The sequence below is a fragment of the Rhodocista pekingensis genome (assembly GCF_042665545.1).
In the GTDB taxonomy this organism is placed as follows: domain Bacteria; phylum Pseudomonadota; class Alphaproteobacteria; order Azospirillales; family Azospirillaceae; genus Rhodocista; species Rhodocista pekingensis.
The window spans coordinates 1-18,537 of sequence record NZ_JBHTCM010000026.1 but is presented as its reverse complement, the minus strand read 5'-3'; the positions used below and the strand labels follow the sequence as shown (position 1 = coordinate 18,537).

13 protein-coding genes are annotated in these 18,537 nt (G+C 69.0%); 7 read left to right on the top strand and 6 right to left on the bottom strand.

Translation table 11 applies throughout. The annotated features are described in order from the left end of the window. Window positions 1–14: 14 nt before the first annotated feature. The 4 genes from ACFQPS_RS18020 to ACFQPS_RS18005 all read left to right on the top strand — a co-directional run bounded on the left by ACFQPS_RS18020 (window position 15) and on the right by ACFQPS_RS18005 (window position 4,858). A complete protein-coding gene (locus ACFQPS_RS18020) occupies window positions 15–578 on the top strand; it encodes a hypothetical protein (RefSeq protein WP_377360610.1) in 564 nt (187 codons plus the stop codon). Between the two features lie 29 nt (window positions 579–607). Continuing rightward, on the top strand, window positions 608–2,068 hold the full coding sequence (locus tag ACFQPS_RS18015; protein WP_377360609.1) for a PepSY-associated TM helix domain-containing protein: 1,461 nt from the start codon (window positions 608–610) through the stop codon (window positions 2,066–2,068). A 169-nt stretch (window positions 2,069–2,237) separates the two neighbouring features. Beyond that, window positions 2,238–3,260, top strand: coding sequence for an aspartyl protease family protein (locus tag ACFQPS_RS18010; protein ID WP_377360608.1), 1,023 nt, complete (start codon window positions 2,238–2,240; stop codon window positions 3,258–3,260). A gap of 125 nt (window positions 3,261–3,385) precedes the next feature. Continuing rightward, window positions 3,386–4,858: a hypothetical protein gene (locus ACFQPS_RS18005; RefSeq protein WP_377360607.1), complete on the top strand. Its 1,473-nt coding sequence runs from the start codon at window positions 3,386–3,388 to the stop codon at window positions 4,856–4,858. Window positions 4,859–4,879: 21 nt separating this feature from the next. Here ACFQPS_RS18005 and ACFQPS_RS18000 read toward each other — a convergent pair whose 3' ends face one another. The 3 genes from ACFQPS_RS18000 to ACFQPS_RS17990 form a co-directional block, all read right to left on the bottom strand. After that, window positions 4,880–5,866, bottom strand: coding sequence for an esterase/lipase family protein (locus tag ACFQPS_RS18000; protein ID WP_377360606.1), 987 nt, complete (start codon window positions 5,864–5,866; stop codon window positions 4,880–4,882). A gap of 211 nt (window positions 5,867–6,077) precedes the next feature. Continuing rightward, entirely contained in the window at window positions 6,078–9,221 is a 3,144-nt protein-coding gene (locus tag ACFQPS_RS17995) for an efflux RND transporter permease subunit (RefSeq protein ID WP_377360605.1), read from the bottom strand. A 113-nt stretch (window positions 9,222–9,334) separates the two neighbouring features. Beyond that, on the bottom strand, window positions 9,335–10,528 hold the full coding sequence (locus ACFQPS_RS17990) for an efflux RND transporter periplasmic adaptor subunit (protein WP_377360604.1): 1,194 nt from the start codon (window positions 10,526–10,528) through the stop codon (window positions 9,335–9,337). A 199-nt stretch (window positions 10,529–10,727) separates the two neighbouring features. Here ACFQPS_RS17990 and ACFQPS_RS17985 point away from each other — a divergent pair, with 199 nt between their 5' ends. Beyond that, window positions 10,728–11,399 (top strand): TetR/AcrR family transcriptional regulator, encoded by a 672-nt coding sequence (locus ACFQPS_RS17985; RefSeq protein ID WP_377360603.1) that lies wholly within the window; start codon window positions 10,728–10,730, stop codon window positions 11,397–11,399. A gap of 62 nt (window positions 11,400–11,461) precedes the next feature. Here ACFQPS_RS17985 and ACFQPS_RS17980 read toward each other — a convergent pair whose 3' ends face one another. Genes ACFQPS_RS17980 through ACFQPS_RS17970 form a run of 3 tightly spaced genes read right to left on the bottom strand, consistent with a single transcriptional unit; the run spans window position 11,462 to window position 13,127 of the window. Then, entirely contained in the window at window positions 11,462–12,049 is a 588-nt protein-coding gene (locus ACFQPS_RS17980) for a periplasmic heavy metal sensor (protein ID WP_377360602.1), read from the bottom strand. Continuing rightward, complete coding sequence (locus ACFQPS_RS17975; protein WP_377360601.1) at window positions 12,046–12,525, bottom strand: hypothetical protein; 480 nt, start codon at window positions 12,523–12,525, stop codon at window positions 12,046–12,048. The genes ACFQPS_RS17980 and ACFQPS_RS17975 overlap by 4 nt, the downstream gene beginning before the upstream one ends. Beyond that, window positions 12,522–13,127, bottom strand: coding sequence for a sigma-70 family RNA polymerase sigma factor (locus ACFQPS_RS17970; protein ID WP_377360600.1), 606 nt, complete (start codon window positions 13,125–13,127; stop codon window positions 12,522–12,524). The genes ACFQPS_RS17975 and ACFQPS_RS17970 overlap by 4 nt, the downstream gene beginning before the upstream one ends. Window positions 13,128–13,629: 502 nt before the next feature. On the opposite strand from ACFQPS_RS17970, the gene ACFQPS_RS17965 reads away from it, so the two are divergent. Together ACFQPS_RS17965 and ACFQPS_RS17960 are read left to right on the top strand one after the other, a co-directional pair. Next, window positions 13,630–14,100 (top strand): hypothetical protein, encoded by a 471-nt coding sequence (locus tag ACFQPS_RS17965; protein ID WP_377360599.1) that lies wholly within the window; start codon window positions 13,630–13,632, stop codon window positions 14,098–14,100. Window positions 14,101–14,858: 758 nt separating this feature from the next. Beyond that, a partial coding sequence (locus tag ACFQPS_RS17960; protein ID WP_377360598.1) for a DUF4347 domain-containing protein occupies window positions 14,859–18,537 on the top strand: 3,679 nt, incomplete at its 3' end.

Genomic DNA, 18,537 nt, shown 5'->3' with positions numbered 1-18,537 from the left:
TGGGAGGAGGGACGATGCCTGAAGCGATGCCGATGGCGCTGGCCGCCGTCGCGGCGGCGGGGGCGGGGGTGGGCCTGCTGTACCTCTGCTGGCGGCGCCGGCCGGCGCGCGCCGGCTGGCTGGTCGCCGCGGGCTGGCTGCTGCTGGCGGTGTCGCTGCTGCCCTGGGTCCGGGCCGCGGGGGCGGAGTTCGGCACGGCCTACGCGCTGCTGGCCCTCACCGGTGCGGGCTGGGCCGGCGTCCTGGCCGCGGCCGAACTGCGCCGGCCCCGGCGTCAGGCGGCCGTCGCCGGCGGCGCCGAGGCTGCGGAGACCGGACCGGGCCGGGGCGTCCGGCGCCACCTGCTGCTGTTCGTCCTGGCGGTGCCCGCCGCCGCCGCCGCCGCCGCGGTCGCCACCGTCGGGCTGTCCCGCCTGCTGCCCTGGACCGTCGTGGACCGCATGGCCCTGTCCGCCCTGCTGATGCCGGTGGTCTGGGGCTGTGCCGCCTACTGGGTCACCGCCGATCCGCGGCCGCTGCGCCCTGTCCTGGGGATGGTGGCCGCCGCCCTGGTCGGCGGCGTCGCCATCGTCGTCTGACCGAGACCGCTCCGGCCAAGGAGGTCCCCATGCCCTTCGCGCCCTCGCCCGCGCTGGTCCGCCGCTCCCTGTCGAGCCATTCCTGGCTGGGGCTGCTGGCCGGGTTCCTGATGTACCTGATCTGCCTGTCCGGTGCGCTGATCGTCTTCGTGCACGAGTTCGAGCGCTGGGAGCAGCCCGACGTGCCGGAGTTCACCGCCTACGACCCGGCCATGGTCGCGCGCGCCTATGGCACGGTGATGGCGGGGGGCGTCGGGGACACCCACCACATGTACGTGCTGCTGCCGACGGAGGAGATGCCGCGCCTGCTCATCGCTTCCGATACCGAGGGCTGGGCCGTCAACCCGGACGGTACGATCGCCGGAGCGGTCAGCCACGAGTGGACGCACCTGCTGGAGCATCTGCACGTCTATCTGCACCTGCCGTCCACGCTCGGGCTGATCGTCGTCGGGGCGTTGGGGGCGATGCTCTGCGGTCTGATCGTCTCCGGCTTCGTGGCGCACCCGCGCATCTTCAAGGACGCCTTCGCGCTCCGGCTGCGCGGGTCACGCCAGCTCGAACAGGCCGACCTGCACAACCGGCTCAGCGTCTGGGGCGCGCCGTTCCATCTGGTGATCGCGGTCACCGGGGCCTATTTCGGGGTCGCCACCCTGCTGCTGCCGCTTTTCGCCGGGACCTATTTCGGCGGCGATACCGAAAAGGCGATGGCGGCCGTGTTCGGGGCGGAGCCGGCGCTGGAGCAGCCACCGGGCCCGCTGGGCATCGACCGGGCGCTGGCCGCGATGCCCGCCATCGCCCCTGGCACCCGGCCCTTCTACGTGACGGTCGAGGATGTCGGCACGCCGCAGCAGTACATGATCGTCGGGGCGCAGCATCCCGACCGGCTGATCTATGCCGAGCAGTACCGTTTCGATTCCACCGGCGCGTATCTGGGGCCGGCCGGATTCGCCGACGGGGAGGCGGGCAAGCAGGTCCTGTTCTCCGTCTACCGGGTGCATTTCGGCCATTTCGGCGGGCTGCCGGTGAAGATCGTCTATGCCCTGTTCGGGCTGGCGCTGACGGTCGTCTCCGTCACCGGGGTCAATCTCTGGCTGGTCAAGCGGCGGCGCCGGGATGCCTGGAACAACGTCTGGGCGGGCGCCGTCTGGGGCGCCCCGCTGGCCCTGGCGCTGACGGCGCTGCTGTCGCTCGGCACCGGCATCGCCTCCGTCGCGCTGTTCTGGGGGACCCTGCTGGCGACGGCCGGGCTGGCGCAGTGGTGGGATGACGAGGCGCGCACCCGTGCCCGCCTGCTGCTGGCAAGCGGCAGCGCGATCCTGCTGGTCGTGCTGGCGCATGGGCTCCGCTTCGGGGGCGACGCCCTGACCGGCGCCGCGCTCGGCGTCAACCTGACCCTGCTCGCCATCGCGGCCGGCCTGCTGCTGACGGGGCTCCGCCTGCGCGGGGCGCGCCGGCCGGCGGCCGCCACCGTCTCCGCCCAGGGGGCCTGACCCGGGCTGCCGCGCAGGGGCGGTGCCGCGGGATACTTCTCAAAGGTAGCATGCGTTTGAATGCAATCGCGTCATGATTGCTTTTGTGCCCCTGATGCGTATGCTCGGATGAACGGGAGCGTTCCGCGCGGGCGCTCCCGCCGGTCCTCATCCTGGCGTGGGGGTGGAAATGCGTTCTGTCTGGAAGGCGGCGTTGCGGCCCGCCCTGGTCCTTCTCCTGTTCGGACTTGCCGTCGTCTCCTCCCCGGCGCAGGCGTGCAAGCTCCGGGCCGCCGGTCATCTGCCGATCACCATGCACGGCCCGCAGCCCCTTACCGATGGCGCCATCAACGGCACGCCCATGCGCATCCTGGTGGATACCGGCGCTCAGCAGACGATTCTCTGGCGCGACCTGGTCGAGCGCCTCGATCTCAGGATGACCCAGGTCAACGGCCTGATGATGTACGGGGTCGGCGGCGCCACCCGGCCCAAGGCGGCCCGGGTGGAGGAGCTGCGGATCGGCGACCATGTCGTGAAGGACGGCCGCTGGCTCGTTGCCGGTGAGCAGGCGCTGGGCAATGCCGAGATCGGCATGTTGCTGGGCTACGATGTCTTCTCCGAGTTCGACATCGAGGTCGATCTCGCCGGTGGCAAGATGGCGTTCTACGCTCCCCAGGACTGTGACGGGACGGCGTTGGCCCACTGGTCGCCGCAGCAGTTCATGCTGGCCGACCTGAACGACACGAAGGGCCGGGCCGAGATCACCGTCCTGCTGAACGGAAAGCCGGTGAAGGCGATCCTGGATACCGGCGCCAGCACGACCGTCATCGACGCGGATGCCGCCCGTCGCCTGGGTGTCACGGAGGACAGCCCCGATGTGGTGGAGGCCGGCGCGTCGGTCGGCATCGGCAAGAAGGTCGTCAGGAACCATGTCGCCACCTTCGAGACGTTGCAGATCGGCGATGAGATGATCCGCAATCCCAAGCTGCGCATCGTGCCGATGCACCGCTACAGCCGCTACCAACCGCGGTTCTCCCGCCTGAACGTCCAGGTCGAGGACCTGCCGCAGATGCTGATCGGGGCCGACTGGTTCCTGGCGCATCGCGTTCTCATCTCCAATTCACAGCGCCGCGTCTATTTCACCCACAACGGCCGCAAGCCGATCCTCCAGACGGTGCCGCCGCCGGGTGAGGAGGACACGTCGGACTCCTGATCCTCTGCTTCGGAGATGGCCCGTGGGGCGCGACAGAAGCCTGCCGGCGCGCTACTCTTGAGGAGAATGGCGCCCGGCATGAAAGGGAGGCCGGGACGGCATCGGTTCCGACCGGGGAGCGGCCCATGCCCTATGGTGTTCTGACACCGTTCGTCCGCCGCTTCACGGCGTGGCTGGAGGATGTGCTCGGCACCGAAGCCGCCGGCGATGAGCGTCATCCGGACGAGCATCTCTGGACGTCCGCGGCGTTGCGTCGGCGGTTGCGCGATTTCATCGAGGAACATCCCCAGGCTTCGGCCGCCTGTCTCAACCTGATCGGGCTGGACGTGCTGAAGGCCCATCTGGGGCCGCGCTGGCCGGCCGCAGCCGCCCGCGTGCAGATGCTGGCCGAGCACATGCTGGTCGAGCTGTCGGGGCCGGACGATCTCTGGTTCCGCTTCGAGGACGACCACTACATCGTCGTCTTCGCCCATCTGGACAAGGCGGAGGCACAGGCCCGCTGTGCCCGCTTCATCGCCCGGCTGAATGCTCTCCTGCTGGGCACGCCCGATCTCACCGGTCTTGTCTTCGAGACGGTCCTCATCGATGCGCGGTCGCTGGCCGTCGAACGGGTGCCGCTGCACAGCATGATGGATGAGACGGCGCCCGCTTCACGGGTCCCCCCTGCGGCGGCTTCCCCGGCAGCGACCCCGGGTCTACCGGCGGCCCAGATTCCCGCTGCCCAGGCCCCTGCGGGCGAGGTGCCGACGGGCAGCGGGGGCCTGGGCAGCGGGGGCGCGCCCGGACCGCTGGCGGGGGCTGCCGTGCCCCAGCCCGGAGGAGCGGGCGAGGCCCGTCCGGTTCCGGGCGCGCCGCAGCCATCGTCGCTTCCCGTGCCGCCGCCCATCGAGCTGCGCTACGAGCCGGTGTGGGATGTGCGTGCCGGTGCCGTGACCACCTATCTGGCCCGCGCCGTCCGCGAAGGGTCGGGCGGGATGCATGGTGTCGGCTATGAGGTACTGTCCGACCACCGGCCGGACTCCATCGCCTCGCTGGACGGGCTCGTGCTGATGGAGGCACGGTCCGTTCTGGCCGAGCTGTTCGAGAACCGTTTCCGGCTCCTGATCTCCGTGCCTGTACATGTCGAGACGCTGGCGCAGGCGGGGCGGCGAAGCGCCTACATGGACATCTGCCGGGAGACGCCCCGCCACCTGACGCCCTTCATCCTGTTCTGGCTGCACGGGTTGGGACCCGGCGTGCCGGCGGGGCGGCTGGCTGAACTGGTCGGGATGCTGAAGCCTTTCAGCCGGGCGGTGCTGGCGCACCTCGATCTGGGGCAGATCGATCCCGCCCCGCTGGTGACGGGCGGCCTCTCCATGGTCGGCATGGACCTGCCGCTGCCGGTGCAGACACCGGCCCGCCTGCCCGAGGTTCTGCGCCTCCTCGCCGCCCTGAACAGGCGGGGCCTGCATCTCTATGCCGGGGGTGTCCGGCACGGGGAGACGGCCCTGGCCCTTGCCAGAGCGGGGGTCGATTACATCTACGGTCCTGCCGTGGGGCCGCTCCGTGCCACACCGGAGCACATGCTCCGCTTCTCCGAGAGCGATCTGCACGCCTGAACCCGCCGGCGACACGCCCTGTCAGGCGGTGGCGAGGCGTCCGCCGTCGAGATAGCGCAGCACCGCATCGGCCACCGGCGGGCGCCGTTGCAGGCTCCAGTGATCGCTCCGCACGAACAGTCCGTCCTCTGCCCCGTCCAGCCAGGCCTCGGCGGTTCGCACGACGCCGTCATTGTCGCCGTCCAGCCAGGGATTGATGCCGCGCCCGTCGCCGCGTCCGGCCATGACCACGGCGAAGGGAAAGTCCGGGACGGGCAGGGAGCGGGCATGCCGGGGCAGGGTGGCAAGACCGCCCGGGCCGGCGACCCCCAGCAGGGAGGTGGCGACCAGCCGGGCGGCGAGCTGGCTGCCCTGGTTCGGCGTGCCCAGCAGCACCGCGCGGCGGCAGTCCAACCGCCGCCGCCACGCCGCATCGGGCCGCAGCGAACAGCGCAGGATCAGCCCGCCCAGGCTGTAGGCGATGAAGGAGACCTCGCGGGCGCCGTGGTCGGCCAGGGCGTCCAGCACCTCTCCCAGGGCCCGGGTGTTCTCCTCCATGCCCCGGAACAGGCTGGCATAGCCGAGATTGACCGCGTGCCGCCCGTGGCGGCGCAGCGCTGACTCCAGCGGCTCCATGGCATCATGCCCGCAGCCCAGCCCGTGCAGCAGGATGACGACGTGGGCCGGCACCCGCAGACCGCGCGGGACCGCGGCCAGACAGTCCGCCCGGCTGCCGGACAGCACCGTGCCGCGGCCGGGATCGAGCAGGCGGTGCTGACCGGTCAACGCATGGTGCTGTACCCGCCATTCGCCGATGACGAAGACGTCCGACCAGACATGGGCGCCGCCCAGCACGGGCACCGCCAGCCAGGCGCGCAGCGGCGTCTGCCGCAGGGGAATGCGCTCGCCGCGGGTGGGCGCCACTTCCGGCCCGGGTCCTGATCCGGCGACCGGGGGGATCGGGGCAGGGGCGCGGACCCGGGCGAGGCGACGGGCCGTCAGGGTTGCCTTGGTCAGGGCGGCGTTCATCGGCGGTCCGGGGCGGGAAATCGGAAGTGTTACAGATTCCCTACAGCCCGGACCGTTGCCGGGACCTTAACCGCCGGGTCCCGTCCGCGTGGATGTCCCCGTCCCCCTCCTTCCGCACAGGTCCTTCCGTTCTTCACCGGGGAGGGCCGGAACGGAAACGGCGGCCGGAGGCCGGCCGCCGTTCCCTGTCACCCGATGTCCGCCCGTGGCCTCAGTCGGCCGCGCCGGGCTGCTGTTGCGGTGTCGGGGCACCGCGCCAGCGGGTGGTCACCTTCATCACCGCGACGAAGAAGACCGGCACGAAGTAGATCGCCAGCACGGTGGCCGCGATCATGCCGCCCATCACGCCGGTGCCGATGGCGTTCTGGCTCTCCGCACCGGCCCCCTTGGCGATGGCCAGCGGCAGCACGCCCAGGATGAAGGCCAGCGAGGTCATCAGGATCGGTCGCAGGCGCAGCCGTGCCGCCTCGATCGTCGCCTCGATCAATCCCATGCCCTGCTCGTAGAGCGATTTTGCGAACTCCACGATCAGGATGGCGTTCTTCGAGGCAAGGCCGATCGTCGTCAGCAGGCCGACCTGGAAATAGACGTCGCTGGGCAGACCGCGGCCCAGGGCGGCAACGACGGCCCCGAACACGCCCAGCGGCACGACCAGCATCACCGCCGCCGGCACCGACCAGCTTTCATACAGCGCCGCAAGGCAGAGGAAGATGACCAGGGTGGAGAGGGCGTACAGCGCCGGCGCCTGTGCCCCGGTGAGCCGCTCCTCATAGGACAGACCGGTCCATTCCAGGCCGATGCCGGGGGGGAGCCTGGCGACCAGTTCCTCCATCACGGACATCGCCTCGCCGGAGCTGATCCCCGGTGCGGCCGAGCCCTGGATGTTCACCGACGGCACACCGTTGTAGCGTTCCAGCTGCGGCGAGCCGTAGGTCCAGTGCCCGGTTGCGAAGGCCGAGAAGGGGACCATCTGGCCGGACGCATTCCGCACATACCAGTTGTCGATGTCCCCCGGCAGCATGCGGTAGGGGGCATCCGCCTGGACATAGACCCGCTTCACGCGGCCATTGTCGATGAAGTCGTCGACGTAGCTTGATCCCCAGGCCGTCTGGAGGGTCCGGTTGATGTCGGCGAGCGACAGGCCCAGGGCGCGCGCCTTCTCCCGGTCCACGTCCACGCGGTACTGCGGGGAATCGTCCAGGCCGTTCGGGCGGACGCCGGCCAGACGCGGGTCCTGTGCCGCCATGCCCAGAAGCTGGTTGCGGGCCTGCATCAGCGCCTCGTGCCCGACGCCCGCGCGATCGACGAGCTGCATCTCGAAGCCGGTGGCATTGCCCAGGCCGGGCACGGACGGGGGCATGATCGTGAAGACCATGGCGTCCTTCACCCGCATCAGGGTGCCCATGGCCCGGCCGGCGACGGCTTCCGCCTTCAGGGCGGGGGCGTCACGCAGCTCCCAGTCGCGCAGGCGGACGAAGGCCATGCCGGCATTCTGGCCACGGCCGGCGAAGCTGAAGCCGCTGACCGTGAACAGACCTTCGACCGCGTCCTTCTCCGTCTCCAGGAAATGCTTCTCGACGGTCTTCGCCGTCTCCAGGGTGCGTTCCAGGGTGGCGCCCGGCGGCGCCGTCCACAGCACGAAGAGCTGGCCGCGGTCCTCCGTCGGCAGGAACGAGGTCGGCATGCGGGAGAACAGCACGCCCAGCCCGATCAGGATCAGCACATAGGCGATGCCATACCGGCCCAGCCGGTTGACGGCCCCGCGGACGCCGCCCTGATAGGCGCGCAGGCTGCGGTCGAAGCCCCGGTTGAACCAGCCGAAGGGGCCGCGGGTATGAGCGTGGCCGCCATCGGCGTGGGGCTTCAGGATGGTGGCGCACAGCGCCGGCGTCAGGATCAGGGCGACCAGCACCGACAGGCCCATCGCCGAGACGATGGTCAGCGAGAACTGGCGGTAGATCACGCCCGCCGAGCCGCCGAAGAAGGCCATGGGAACGAACACGGCCGACAGCACCAGCGCGATGCCGATCAGCGCCCCGGTGATCTGCTCCATGGATTTGCGCGTCGCCTCGCGCGGGGGCAGTTTCTCCTCCGCCATCACGCGCTCGACATTCTCGACCACGACGATGGCGTCGTCCACCAGCAGGCCGATCGCCAGCACCATGGCGAACATGGTCAGGACGTTGATCGTAAATCCGAAGGCCGAAAGAATGCCGAAGGTGCCGAGCAGCACGACCGGCACGGCGATGGTCGGGATCAGCGTCGCCCGGAAGTTCTGGAGGAAGACGAACATCACCAGGAAGACCAGGGCGATGGCTTCCAGCAGCGTATGCACCACCCCTTCGATGGACAGCTTGATGAAGGGGGTGGTGTCCAGCGGATAGATCACCTCCAGCCCCGCCGGGAAGAAGGGCTTCAGTTCCGCCACGCGGGCGCGCACCGCCTCTGCCGTATCGAGCGCATTGGCCCCCGTGGCGAGACGGATGGCGAGGCCGGAGGCCGGCTTGCCGTTGTAGCGGCCCTTGATCTCGTAGCTGTCCTGGCCCAGCTCGACCCGCGCCACGTCGCTCAGCCGCACCTGCGAGCCGTCCGCGTTCACGCGCAGCAGGATGCCGACGAACTCTTCGGCCGTGCGCATGCGCGTCTGGGCCACGATGGTGGCGTTGAGCTGCTGGCCCGGGACCGACGGGGCGCCGCCGAGCTGGCCGGCGGAAATCTGGGCGTTCTCCGCCTCGATGGCATTGATGACGTCGGTGACCGTCATCCCGTAGGAATTCATCCGCTCCGGGTCCAGCCAGATGCGCATGGCATTCTGGGGGCCGAAGACGATCACGGTGCCGACACCGGGAACGCGGCTCATCGGGTCCTGGATGGTCGAGGCCACGTAGTCGGAGATCTCGCCTTCCGTCATCGAGTCGTCGGTGGACACGAAGCCCACCACCATCAGGAAGTCGCGCGCCGACTTGGTCACCGTCAGGCCACGCTGCTGCACCTCCTGCGGGAGCTGCGGGATGGCGAGTTGCAGCTTGTTCTGCACCTGGACCTGGGCGATGTCCGGATCGGCCTCCGGCTCGAAGGTCAGGGTGATGCTGACATTGCCCTGCGAGTCGCTGGTCGAGGAGAAGTACCGGAGATAGTCGATACCGGTCAGCTTCTGTTCGATCACCTGGGTGACCGTGTCCTCCAGCGTACTGGCGGAGGCACCCGGGTAGGAGGCGGTGATGGTGACCGCCGGCGGCGCGATCGTCGGGTACTGCTCGATCGGCAGTCGCAGGATCGCAAGCGCGCCGGCCAGCATGATGACGATCGCGATGACCCAGGCGAAGATCGGGCGATCGATGAAGAACTTGGCCATGTCGGTGTCCTTTGCGCGCCCGGGACGTCAGACGTCACGGGCCGCCCAGATGTCTGCCGCGCGCCTGCCGGCGCGGATATGCCTGACGCTCTGTCGGGCCGTTTTCCCGGGGGTCAGTCAGCCTGCCGCGGCGCGGCAGGCTGACCGGTCGCCACCTGCGCGGCGGCCACGGGAACCGGCTTGACCGGGGCGCCGGGACGGATCTTCTGAAGGCCTTCCATCACGATCCGCTCGCCCGGCTTCAACCCGCCGGTGACCAGCCAGTCGGAACCGATGGCCTGTGCCGCCTGGACCGGCCGGGGGTTGACGATGCCGTCGTCGCCCACGACCCAGACCATGGCGCTGCCGTTCGGCTGGCGCACCACCGCCCGCTGCGAGATCAGGATCGCGTCCTCCCGCGCGCCCTGGAGCACCCGGGCCCGGACGAACAGGCCCGGCAGCAGCTCCTGGTTCGGGTTGGGCACGACGGCACGGAGCAGCACCGAGTTGGTGCCGGTATCCACGGTCACGTCGGCGAACTGCAATTCGCCGGGGGTGCCGTATTCGACGCCTTCGATCTCCAGCGTCACCGGGGTCCGGCCGTTGGTCGAGAGCACGCGCCCTTCGGCGATGTCGCGCCGCAGCCGCATGAGCTGGGACACGGACTGGGTGATGTCGACATAGATCGGGTCGAGCTGCTGGATGGTCGCCAGCGGGGCGGCCTGATTGGCCGTGACCAGCGCGCCCTCGGTGACCGAGGACTTGCCGATCCGGCCGGAGATCGGCGCATAGACCTTCGTGTAGCCGAGATCGATCTGCGCCTTCTGCAAAGAGGCGCGCGCGGCGGCGACACGGGCTTCCCCCTGTCCTTCCGCGGCGATGGCGTCGTCAAGCGCCTGCTGGCTGACGGTGCTGGTCTTCACCAGCTCGCGGTAGCGCTTGGCCTTGGCCCGCTGGGTCTTCAGGTTGGCCTCGGCCTCGGACAGCTCGGCCTTGGCGCTGGCGACCGTCGCCTCGTAGGGGGCGGGGTCGATCTGGTAGAGCTGGTCGCCCGCCTTGACCGTGCCCCCCTCCTGGAACAGTCGCTTCTGGATGATGCCGTTCACCTGCGGCCGCACCTCGGCGATGCGGAACGCCGCCGTGCGGCCGGGAAGTTCGGTCGTCACCGGGACGGGTTTCGTCTCCACGGTGGCGACGGCAACCTCCACCGGGCCCTGCGGCCCCATGCCGGGCGGCCCGCCGGCCTGCTGTGGAGCCTCGCCGCAGGCGGCGAGCAGAAGGATCACAGCAGCGGCTGCGGAGGTCAGCGCCTTGTTCACTCGGGGCATGGGGAAACCTGTTCTGTCTCGAGTTCGGGCAGGCTGACCAGAGGCTGCCGCTTTGTCGCGTCGCGGCCCATGGACATGAACTGTCCCGTACAGTACATTGCTTGGGGGACTTAAATAGCCTGTATGGGGCATCGCCGCAAGGGGAGGGGAGTTGATGGTCGGGGAACACCGGGCCGGTCCATGTGCCGGCCCGCGCAGCGTGGCGCGTCGTCATGCCCTGCTGGACGCGGCGACGCGCCTGTTCGTCGAGAAGGGTTTCGAGAAGACGACGCTGAGCGATATCATCGCCTTGGCGGGCGGTTCCCGGGCAACGCTCTATGAGCAGTTCGGGGACAAGGAGGGCCTGTTCCGGGCCGTTCTCGAAGCACACCATGAACGGTTCCAGGCAAACCTGGATTGCGTGGCGGCCAACCCTTCGCTCCGCCCGGAAGAGGGACTGACCCATCTTGCGCGCGGTTTCCTGCGTGCCATGCTGCATGACGACGCCCTGTCGGTGCTGCGCGTGCTGGTCGCCGAGGGCGGGCGGGTGCCGGGAGTCGCGGCGACGTTCCTGGCCACGGGGCCGGACATGACGGCGGCGCGGGTGGCGGACTATCTGCGCGGGCTGAGCGCCAAGGGGCTGCTGCGGATCGAGGACCCGGCGATGGCAGCCCGGGCCTTTCTGGGCATGATCGTGGGGCGGCTCTTTCTCGACCGTCTGGTCGATCCGCAGCGCATGATCGATCCGGAGAAGGAGGATCTCTATATCCGCCGTGCCGTGCGGCTTTTCCTGGCCGGGGCGGCCTGCTGTCCACAGGCGGCGAAGGGGCAGGGGGCGGACATGCCGCTCCGCCCCGGCTGCCCGACCCCGTCCCTGGCCGGGGTCGCCTGATCGTTCTGAGCCATCCCGGGGCCGGGCGGCTGCGTCCGCCGGTCGGCCCCGGCTCCCCCGCCTCAACGCCCGCTGTCGCCGGGGCTTCCCTGGGGCGGCTGAGCATCGCCCGGACCATGGGGGTCCGGGGCGCCGGGAGCGACGCCGGCGGGTTCCGGCCTCCCGGGAGGGGGGGCTTCGGCGCTTCCCGTGTTGTCCGGGGGCGGGGGGCTGCGCCGCGGTCCCAGCAGGAAGGGAAGCTCGGCCAGCCGCCTGCGGCCCTCGGGAGACAGCTTGGCCGCTGCCTCCACCATGGACTCGTGCTGGCGCTGTTCGAACCGCACCCGCTCCTGCGTGCCGCGGTCGAGCGCCGCCCGCAGGGCCGCCGGATCGAACGGCTCCGCGGTCAGCGCGGCCCCGGTGGCGCGGATGTTCGCCTCCATCAGCTTCTCCAGGTCGCGGAAGCCGTCGCGGGGGCGGAGCACCGTCTGCAACACCGCGGCATCCGCCGGGGGCAGCCCCCGGCTGATCCGCTGCGCCATGGCTTCCGGGTCCGGGCGGAAATGGGGCGGCTTCGGCCCGAACAGCAGCGGTGGCAGAAGCGCCCCCGCCAGGAACAGGTTGAGGGCGACGGACCCCGCCAGGGCCCAGTCCTTGCGCGTCATGGTCATTGTACGTCACCGGCCATCGCTGTCAGGGTGAGGGGCGGATAGAGAAGGGCAGGGCCGCCCGCCGCCGTCTGGCTGTCCAGCCGGACGACGCCCAGCACGAGCCCCGCCGCCAGCGCCCCGGCCAGCAGCCCGGCCTGGGGCCAGCGTCCGGCCGGCGCCGCCATCCAGGGCAGCCCCGTCGGTCGCGGTGCGGGGGCGCGCACCGTGCCGGTCGGCGCGTCTGCCAGGGTGGCGGCCAGGGTGGCGGGCAATGTGGCCGCCAGGGCGCCGCTCACGACGCGCTCCACCGCGTCGGGCGGAACCGGAACCCGCACCGCCTCCAGCATCCGGTCCAGCGCTCTTTCCCGCTCCAGCAGCGCGGCCGCGGTCGGCGACCGCGCCAGCAGTTGCCGCGCGGGATTCCTCTCCCGCTCCGGCCAGCGGTCGATGTCGGCACCGTAGCGTGCCGCCATCGTCTCGAATTCCGTTTCCGTCATGGCACCCACTCCGCCCCCATCACCCCCAGCATCCGGAGCTTTCCCCGCAGCGCCCGCCGCGCCCGGGTCAGCATCTGTTCCACCGCGCCCGTCGTGACTCCCATCACCGCGGCCGCCTCGGCCGCGGTGTGATCGTCGTAATAGCAGAGCGCGATGGCCGCCCGCTGCCGCTCCGGCAGCCCGTCCAGCGCCTGCGACAGCAGGTCGGCTGTCTGGCGCTCGGCGATCCGCTGCGGCGCCGGGCGCTCGGGCGCTTCGGGCTCGGCGATCTCCTCCAGCGCCAGCCCTGCCGGACGGCGGCGCCGGTCCAGGCAGAGATTCAGCACGATGCGGTGGAACCAGGTGGTGAAGCGCGCCCCGCCGTCGGGGTTCCACCGCTCCGCCGCCCGCCAGACACGCACCATCGCCTCCTGCACCACGTCCTCGTCTTCACCGGCGCCGCATCCCAGGCGCCGGGCCAGGGCGAGGGCGCGGGGCGCGTGCCGCCGGGCGAGCACGGCGAAGGCCGCGCGGTCGCCTGCCGACACCTGCTCCATCAGCTCCTCGTCGGTCGGCCCGTCCCGCGTCACCAGGACGGGCGCGCCCCGGACGTTCGCATCCACGATCGACCGCCTCCGTATCCCTGTCGCTCTCTTATACGGCGGCATGCGGACTTCCTGACGCCGGCGGCTCCGCCCGCCCGGACGAGGGCACGCCGGTCCGGGGTGCCGGGCGGGTACCGGCGCCGGGAGAATTTCCCCTTCCCGCGTCGGGTTTCCCTCCGAGGGCGCGTACAAGGTTGTGCCGACGCAGCGTCGGTCCGGCGCCGCCCCGATCCCGCGGTGCCGGGTTTCCCTTCCTGGATCAGTCCCGGCGCCGGTCGGCCATGCCCCGCCGCCTGTGCCGCGGGCGGCCGCCCCGACCTCCCCTCCGGGGGCGGCCGCCCACCTTTCCCGATCTCCCGGCCTGTGCCGCCGTCGGCCGCTTCCGCTGCCGTCGGTGGGCCGGGGTCACGCATGGCGTTTCCGCAAGGCTGTGAAGGCGTCGCGTGCATGGGCGGGCTCTTGCCTGCGACCTGTTGGCAGCCTACTCCTTAAGTCATAGAAATCGACGGATTCCCTGAGAGTGACGCTCACCGCCCCGGCCAGCGTTGGCGAGAACGGTGTGCCTGGGCTGCCTGGATGGCACCGGGCGCACGCTGCGGTCCATGGCCGCGGCAGGGAGTCCGGGACGGCGCAGGCGCCGTCGGCGGGCGGCCGCGGGCGCCGTGGTCTGTTCGACTGGCTGGTCGTCTTCCTCTGGGTCTTCTTCGCGGCCCTGCCGCCGACGCTTCCGGCCTGCCAGCCGGCTGCGCTGGGGGCGGCGTTGCTGGCCGCAACCTCCGACGATCCCCTGATCCTGCCGGACGCGCGCGCGGATCGCGTGATCGAGCGCAGCATGCCGGGGCCGGGCGGGGGCGAGCCCCTGCTGCCTGTGGCGCCGGCGGTGGTGCGTCCGCCGCTCCACCTCCGGGCCGCCCCTTCGGTGCGTCGCTCTGTCGCGCTCTCCCGGTCGGCCGGACTGCGTCCGGCGCCGCGGGGACCGCCCGCTGCCTGACCTGGGCGTCTGCTCATCCTGGAAAATCTGATCTGAAGAAACCGCACGCGGAATTCAAGCGTGTGTAGGGTTTTTATTTGCAATTTTTCCAGAGTTGGTAAATATTCAACAAGGCAATCGGGCAGAAAATAGAGATTGATATTTGTTCTGTCTGTTGATCTACTGAAAGCGCTTGCCGATTCCTGGTGAGCGCGTTGTTCCAACTGCCAATATCAACTGACCCGCGCCATCGGGGACGCCCGGCGGCGCGGGTTTCTTTTTGTCCGGATTCCTGGGGCGGGGGGCGAAGGCGGGGTCCCCCTTCGTCGCCTGCCGATGCCCGGACACCCGTCAGATGTCGGGCCTCCATGCCGCCGGACGGACAGGCGCGGGCAGGTTCAGGCGGGGTGTTTCCATCCCCGGCCAGGCACGCCGCCATGACGGATACGGGATCGCACGGGAGACAGGGGGCCGGATCGGTCAGGGAGGGGAGGAGGTCGCGCTCGTTGCTGCCGGTGCAGGAAGAGCGCCCCAGAAACATCAATTCTTGGTTGACGCGAAAGTAGGAGAAGCGGGTTGCCTGACCCCCTTCTGGGGTGTACTAATTCTTAGTCAAAATACGAACATGGTTAACACGTTATTGCAAGATAAGTCCCGATGGACGGACGGTCTGTCCATTCCTGCCCGGCACTACCTCCGGGCCATCTCACAGAAACAGTTTCCTGGTCCGTTCTCTCACCTCCCTTCTTTCCTGTCATCCCTGCCGGAGCCCCTGTTCCATGAGCCTGGACGCCTTCTCCTCCGCGATTCCCGGTGACGCGGTTTCCGCCCGCCCGTCCGTTGCCGGGGCTTTCCCCGTTCCCGTCGTCGCCGGATGGGAAACATCGCGGAATGCCGACCGGCGGGAGGTGGCCTTCATCGACCAGGGTATCGCCGACTGGCGCACCCTGGCCGCCGGCGTGAGGCCGGGTATCGAGGTCGTGCTGCTGGACACGGTCGGGGACGGGCTGGCGCGAATGGCGGCCTGGGCGCGGACACGGCAGGGCTATGATGCCATCCATGTCTTCTCCCACGGCGCCGCCGGGACGCTGATCCTGGGCTCGCTGGTGCTGGATGGCGCCACTGCTGCCTCCCGCGCTGCCGACCTTGCCGCCCTGGGGGCGGCGCTGGGCGATGACGGCGACCTGCTGGTCTATGGCTGCGAGGTGGCGAAGGGGGAAACGGGGGCGGCCTTCGTGGACCGGCTGGCCGACCTGACCGGTGCCACTGTCGCCGCGTCCGTGGATCTGACGGGTAACGAGGGTTTCGGCGGAACGTGGGCGCTGGCGTACCCTGGCCGCCCCGATGGCCTTGGGCCGTTCCCGCTCGTTCCGGCGCAGGTGAGTGCTTTTCAGGGGACGCTCGCCGATGCCAGCTTCACGTTTGATGGCGGAACGGGCGAAACAAATCCTGGTGAGGGTGCCGATCCTGGCGACATGCTGTGGACCCAGGATGGCTATACGCTCAAGATGGATTTCGCTGATGTCGCAAGTTACGGCACTGTTGAGATTTCAGCGCTTGCCCATGGCTCGCCGTCGGCACTCCTTCTGACCAAGGGGCAAGCGCCCGATCAGAGCACAGCCACGATCACTTTCAGTCTTGTGGATGGCTATTTCTTCACGCTGAGCTCCATTGACCTGTCCAATGAAGAAAGCGTCCCCTCCGCCACGGAAGGGGATGATCTTGGCTACGTCATTTCCGCCTCGGGCAGATCAGACATCACCGGGGCCGTCAACTATTCAGATACGGGGGGAGCATCTAAATATCAGACGATCAGCACTCCCGGCATGAATTTCATAACGTCGTTTCAGCTCACGCTGACCGACGCTGATAGAATCGAAGCTCTTCTTGACAGTATCATCCTCTCCAACATCGTCCGTGCCAATGCTCCCGTCATGACGGGGATCGCCGGTACGGTCGCCATCACCGAGGATGTCGCCAGCAGCCTGCACACGATATTCACCAGCGCCAGCTTCGCCGACAGCGACAGCCCCAGCGTCATCTTCACCATCTCGGCCGATACCGGCACCTTGTCGGCCAGTTCGGGGGGCGGGGTGTCCGTGAGCGGCACCGGGACCGGCACGCTGACGCTGGCGGGGGCCCCGGGCGACATCGCAACCTTCCTCAAGGTCGACGGCACGGTGACCTATCTCCAGGCCACGCCCGATGCGAACGGCTCCAACAAGGCGACCCTGACCTTGTCCTCCGCCGACGCTGACGGGTCGGTGGCGCTGGGCAGCGTGCAGGTGAACATCACCGCCGTGAACGACGCGCCGGTCATCACGTCCGACGGCGGGGGCGCCACGGCCGCTGTCACGGTCGCCGAAAACACCACGACCGTCACCACCGTGGTGGCGACCGATGTCGATACCGGCGATACCATCACCTATTCCATCGATGGCGGCGCGGATCAGAACCTCTTCAATATCAACAGCAGCACCGGCGCCCTGACCTTCAAATCCGCCCCGGATTTTGAAGCTCCGGGCGACAATGGCGCCAACAATACGTATGAAGTGATCGTCAAGGCGTCCGACGGCAATGGCGGGGCCGACAGCCAGACCGTCAACGTCACGGTCACCAACGTCAATGAAGCGCCGACCCTGACCGCCACCGGCGCCAACCCCACCTTTACGGAAGGGGGCAGCGCTAAGACCCTGTTCACCGGGACCAGTTCCAGCGCCATTGATGCCGGCCAGACCCTGACCGGCCTGACCCTGACCGTCAGCAATGTCAGCGCCGGCGACATCTTGTCGGTCGCCGGCGTGAATATGGCGCTCGACAGCGACGGCACCTATACTGTCGCCACCGGCACTGGAACCGTTGCTGTGGCGGGAAGCACCGCCACCGTGACGGTCACAGGCCTTGTTTACAGCACCAACAGCTTTAATTCCCTCGTTAATAAGGGTATTCAGTTCAGCAGCACCAGCACCAATCCCGGCACGACGGCGCGGGTGGTGACCATCACCGGCCTGACCGACAGCGGTGCCAGCGACAACAGCACCAGCCTGAACCTGACCTCCACCGTCAGTGTCGTGGGGCAGCCGGACGTAACCTCGGTCACGCTGCCGCCCAACGGCACCTACAAGATCGGTGACAATCTGACCTTCACCGTCAATTTCGACCAGGCGGTGACGGTGGATACCAGCGGCGGCACGCCGCGCATCGCCCTGACCGTCGGCAGCACGACGACATATGCCGAATATGTCTCCGGCAGCGGCTCGGCCGCGCTGGCCTTCAGCTACACCGTCGGCACGGGCGATGCGGATGCCGACGGCCTCACCCTGGCCGACACCAGCCTGCAAACCAATGGCGGCACGCTGACCGGCACCACCGGCGGTATCGCCGCCGCCCTGCCGCTCGGCACCATCGGCAGCCTCGCCGATGTCAAGGTGGACGGCGTGCGCCCGACCATCACCGGCGTCAGCATTCCCGACCAGACCTATAAGATCGGCGACACCATCACCGTCACCATCACGGCCGGGGAGGCCGGGCTGTCGCTGCACGGCGGCAGCCTGAACGGCATCGCCCTGACCGATCTTCAGGACAAGGGCGGCGGCACCTACACCGCCATCTACACGGTGAGCGAGGGCGACAGCGACCGCGCGGCAGGGGGCGACATCCCCGTCCACATCGTGCTCAAGGATGCCGCCGGCAACATCTCCGACGCCTGGACGACGCCGATCAGCCAGTCGAACGACGCCATTGATGCCACGGCGCCGGCGGCACCGACGCTGGGCTTTACCGATACCGGCGCGTCCGACAGCGACGGCATTACCAAAGACAATGTCATTACTGTCAGCAATCTGGAAGCTGGCGCCGCCTGGAAGTATTCCACCAACGGGGGGGCGTCCTGGACCACCGGCACGGGGATCGGCTTCGCGCTCAAGAACGGCACCTACAGCAGTACCGATATCATCGTCCGACAGATTGACGCCGCCGGGAATTCCGGTGCGCCAGCGGACCTATCCGCAAAGGGCGCGACGATCGTCATCGACCGGTACGACGAAAATGATTTCGACAATACATGGGCCGCTTTGCCGGAACTGACGATATCACGCGGCACGCCGTCCGACGATCTCACCAATGCCGACGAGTTGATTATCACGCTGAATTTCAGCGAGAAAGTTGCCAATGTCACGGTCGATGATTTCGAGATGGTCGGCATTGGCGGTGCTGTCGTCGCTGCCGATTTCGATCTCATCAATGGTGCCAACGCCCTCGAATACACGGTAAAGGTCTCTGGTGGCGATATAGCTGATTACAATGGCTTTGTGCGACTGTCGTTGAAAACTGGCCACGGTATCACAGATCTTGCCGGCAATCCCCTGTTGAACGGCCTTGTAAATTCCGGGGGCGAATACACCCTGGACAACACGGTTCCGACCACCCCGACCCTGGCGCTGGCCAGCGACACCGGCA